At 75.6% G+C, this 3,951-nt stretch carries 5 protein-coding genes; all 5 read right to left on the minus strand.

All coding sequences use genetic code 11. The features are described from left to right. The coding region (locus tag OZN99_RS27180) for a hypothetical protein (RefSeq protein ID WP_270938358.1) at positions 1–1,678 on the minus strand (1,678 nt) is incomplete at its 3' end. Further along, positions 1,678–2,367 carry a phage baseplate assembly protein V gene (locus tag OZN99_RS27185; protein ID WP_270938359.1) on the minus strand — a complete coding sequence of 230 codons (690 nt, stop codon included), beginning with the start codon at positions 2,365–2,367 and terminating at the stop codon, positions 1,678–1,680. The genes OZN99_RS27180 and OZN99_RS27185, both read right to left, overlap by 1 nt. Next, the gene (locus OZN99_RS27190) at positions 2,364–3,452 is read right to left on the minus strand and encodes a phage late control D family protein (protein ID WP_270938360.1); all 1,089 of its coding nucleotides are present in this window, start codon (positions 3,450–3,452) and stop codon (positions 2,364–2,366) included. Before OZN99_RS27190 ends, OZN99_RS27185 begins: the two co-directional genes overlap by 4 nt. Further along, complete coding sequence (locus OZN99_RS27195; protein ID WP_270938361.1) at positions 3,449–3,646, minus strand: hypothetical protein; 198 nt, start codon at positions 3,644–3,646, stop codon at positions 3,449–3,451. The genes OZN99_RS27190 and OZN99_RS27195 overlap by 4 nt, the downstream gene beginning before the upstream one ends. A 3-nt stretch (positions 3,647–3,649) precedes the next feature. Then, on the minus strand, positions 3,650–3,951 hold a 302-nt coding region (locus OZN99_RS27200), incomplete at its 5' end, for a hypothetical protein (RefSeq protein WP_270938362.1).

The raw sequence follows: 3,951 nt of genomic DNA on the forward strand, positions 1-3,951 counted from the left end.
CGCGATGCGCGCGCAGGTCGCCGCTGCCCTTCGGCGTCGCGGCGTCCAGCACCGGCCAGCTCGGCTCCTGCGGCGTGCCGCGCCAGGCTTCCAGGCCCAGCGCCGCCGCGATCTCCTGCCCGAGCACGCCGGGCGTCTGCGCCGGCAGCCCGTCCAGCATCGCCGTCAGGGAAGCGAGCTCCGCCGCCGCGCCGAACATCTGCCGCCGCAGCTCCGCCGCCAGCGCCAGGCGCAGCACGCGCAGCCGCAGCAGCGCGCAGCCCAGCAGCAGGCCGAGGTCGTCGGCATCCAGCGCGGCCGGCTGTCCCGGCCAGGCCTGCGGCAGCGCGCTACCGTCCAGGATGGCGCCCGCCATCTGGTGCAGCCGCTCCGCCTGCAGCGTGTGCCAGGCCGCCCAGTTGACGTTCAGGTTCTCCGCCCCCCAGGCAGAGCCGAAGGCCACGGTCTTGTCGCCCGGCCCGGCGGCCAGCGCGCCGACGCCGAAGCGCGCGCGGCCCAGCCAGTCTGCGGTGCTCTCCGGCGCATCCGGGCTCACCGCGTTCGCATCCACCTGGGCGGGTTGCAGGACGCCGAAGGCGAAGCTGAGAACGGTTCGGAGCCCACGGTCCAGCGTCAGGGCGGCTGCCGCGGCGCCACCACCCGGCGGCGCGGGCTGGAAGGTGCCGGTGAAGACCTGCACCGTGGCCCAGGCCGCGGTCACGCTGGCCGCATCCGGGCGCGGCGGCAGCACCGTCTCGGCCAGCAGGTCGGAGAGCGCGTTGCGGATGCGCGGGGCAAGCTGCGGCACCGCGTTTGCCGCCGCCTGCATCGCGTCGGTGGCGCGCGCCTTCAGCGCTGCGACGGTGTCGGCCGGCGAGGCTGGCACGGCCTCCGGCGCCTGCTCGGCCGGCGACTGCACGGGCACGTAGCCGTAGAGCGTGCAATGCCGCGCCGCCGCGCCGTCCGCAGAGTCGCCGGCGAGCAGCGCGAGCTTCGCGCTGTCCAAGGCGGCTGGCAGCGGCGCATCGGCGGCCAGCCCCAGTCGCGCACGCAACGCCAGCTCCTGGCCCTGGAAGGCGGCCGGCGCGATGGCCTCCGGATCGAGCTGCTCGATCGGCTGCTTCAGCTCGATCCAGACACCGCGCTTGCCATCGGCGCTGATCCAGTCCTCCCAGCGCAGCGCGCTCCGGTCCGGCCGCAGCCGCCGCACCACGGCGCCGGCGCCGATCACGCGCGCCCGGTCCACCGGCGGGAAGCCGAGCCGGCGGCACACCAGGTCGAAGGCCACCAGCGTGAAGCGGGCGTGCAGCGGCAGGTAGAGCTTGCGCAGCCAGGGCGGCGCACCGGCCGGGATGCCGTCGCCGGGCAGACCGTCGCCGTCCAGCGCGATCGGTCGCTCGCGCACCAGCTCGGCCGGATATCGCGCATTCCCCGCGGCATCCAGCACGCCGGCCGGCGGCTCCGCCCAGTCGCGCCAGGGCAGCAGCTTCGGCAGCTTCGCCGGATCCGCCACGGCGGCCAGGAAGTCGTCCATGAAGCCCGCGCCCTCGAAGCCCAGCAGCGGCGGGCGCTTCGCCTCCGGCGCATCGGTGCCGCGCAGGAAGAAGGGCAGGGCGGGCACCAGCACCTCCCGCGCATCGGTCCGGCAGGCCGGGACGACCAGGCGGCGGCGCGGGCGGCGGGCGGCGTCGAGCGGCATCACCAGACGTTCCCGGCGCCGGGCGTGTAGCTGGTGCCGACCACGCTGGTGGCGATCAGCGTGTCGCACTGCACCACGCCGGAGAAGCGGCTGATGCCCGCATCCACCTGCACCATGCCGGCGCTTACCGAGAGCTGCGCCGGCGCGTTCACCGTGACGCGGGCATTCGCCGTGATCTCCACGTTGCCGGCCGCGTCCATCTTCAGCTTCACGCCGTTGCTGTGCTCCAGCGTGACCGTGCCGCCGGCCGCATCGTCCAGCGTCAGCTTCTGGCCGCCCTGCGTCTCCACCTCCACCTTCTCGGCGCCCTGCGTGTCATCCAGCAGCACGCGGTGGCCGGAGCGCGAGGTGATCGAGCGGATGTTGTTGGCGCTGTCCATCGTCTCGGGCGGCGCGTCCTGGCCGTTCCACAGCGCGCCGATCACCACGGGCCGGCTCGGATCGCCGCCCTGGAAGGCCACCAGCACCTCGTCGCCGACCTCCGGGATGAACCAGGTGCCGCGGTCCGCGCCGGCCATCAGGGTCGCCAGCCGCGCCCAGGCCTGCGCGCCGGACGCATCGCCGCCCAGCCAGGGCAACTCGACGCGCACGCGCCCCTGGCTCTCGGGGTCCTGCACGTCGCGCACGAGGGCGGGATAGACGCCCGCCATCACGGGCCGCGGCGGCGTGCGGGGATCGGGCGGGATCATGCGCCTTGCTCCAGCGCCGCGCGGCACGCCTCGAACTCGGTGCGGTAGCCGCTCGCCTGGTCGAAGCTGTGGCGCACCGCGCTGACTTCCCACACGCCGGAGAACCAGGCGCCGAGGTCCAGCAGCTCCACCTGCGATCCGACGCGCAGCGAAGGCGTGCCGCGCGTGACGCCGCGGCCGCGGATGAAGCGCCGCGCGCGGGACTGCATGCGCGCCTCCGCCAGCTTTCGCGCTTCCTCGGAGGTCGCGGGCTGTTCCAGGTGCAGGTCCTCCGGCGCCTCGCCCCAGGCCTCGCGGACAATCTCCGCGCCGGTGCGCCCCTGCGCCACGGCGACCGCGCGCGCCGCGCCGCTGTCAGCCTCCTCGGTGATCGCCTGCTTCCCCGCGACGTCCCAGCCATGCACGCGCACGGCGCTGCGCTGGCCGGCCAGGTCGGCGCGCAGCTCGAAGCGGATCAGCTCGTTGAGGCGGGAGAGCGGGATCGGCCGGCCCTGCGCCGGCGCCGCCTTCACGCTCACCGCGCCGTCGCGCACGGCGATGCGCGCATCCAGGGCCGCCGCCCGTTCGCGCAGCAGCGCCAGCTCGCTCTGCCCGACCTGCCAGCGCAGCGCATGGGTCGGCCCGTCCAGCTGCACATCGGGTCGCAGGCCCGCCGACTGCGCCAACTGCTGCACCATGTCGGCATCCGTCGCCTGCTCGAAGCTGCGGGAACGGCGCAGCAGGCGCAGCCGCGCCAGGTTGTCCTCCGCCACCAGCACCAGCTCCGGCGGCCGCTGTTCCGGGTAGGCGGCGCCGATGGCAGAGATGCTGCCGTCGAACACCGTCTCCGCCTGGCCCGAGGTGGCGAACGCCACCGCGATGCGCTTGCCGAAATCCACCCGCTGCCGGTCGAAATGCACGAAGCCCGGAGGGCCGCCGGCTGGCGGCGCGCCATAGTTCACGAACACCGCCTCCAGCTCCGCCACGCCCTGCTCGTCCTCCCGCGTCTCCAGCCGGATCAGGTCGCGGCCGAGCGCGCTGTCCTCCTGCCCCTCGATCGAGAGGGTCGGGCGGGCGTCGACCAGCAGGGGCGGGGTGCCGCTCATCGCTCCGGCAGCCTCCGCCGCAGCTCGCGCTCCAGCTCCTCGCGGATCAGCGCGCGGATGGCGTCGCGCAGCTCCTCCACCTGCACCTCCAGCGGCTGCCCAGCCGCGTCGCCGCCGCCCTCGCCGCGGCGGGCGGACGGCGCGCCGCCATCGACGCTGATCTCGGTTTCGACGGAATCGATGATCACCGGCATGGCTCAGCCCCCGCCGCAGCGTGCGCAGCCGCAGCCGGCGTGGCCGGTGTGGCGGGTGGAGACGACCGCGGCAGCGAAGCGCGGCGCCGGGCCCAGCGCCTCCCAGAGCGGGCGCCGGTCACCGGTGCTCTCGACCTCCCGAGGCACGCTGCGCAGCGCCGGCGGCGCGATGCCGGAGGGCGCGCGCGGCAGCACCGGCGGCGGCGAGCCCCGCATCGGCAGCGGCGTGACGGCAGCGGGCGCGTTCGGCGCCGCCAGCGCCACACCCGCCGCGCGCTGCGCCGTGACGACGGCGGCGAGCCCGG

Source organism: Falsiroseomonas oryzae (genome assembly GCF_027856955.1).
GTDB classification, from domain to species: Bacteria; Pseudomonadota; Alphaproteobacteria; order Acetobacterales; family Acetobacteraceae; genus Falsiroseomonas; species Falsiroseomonas oryzae.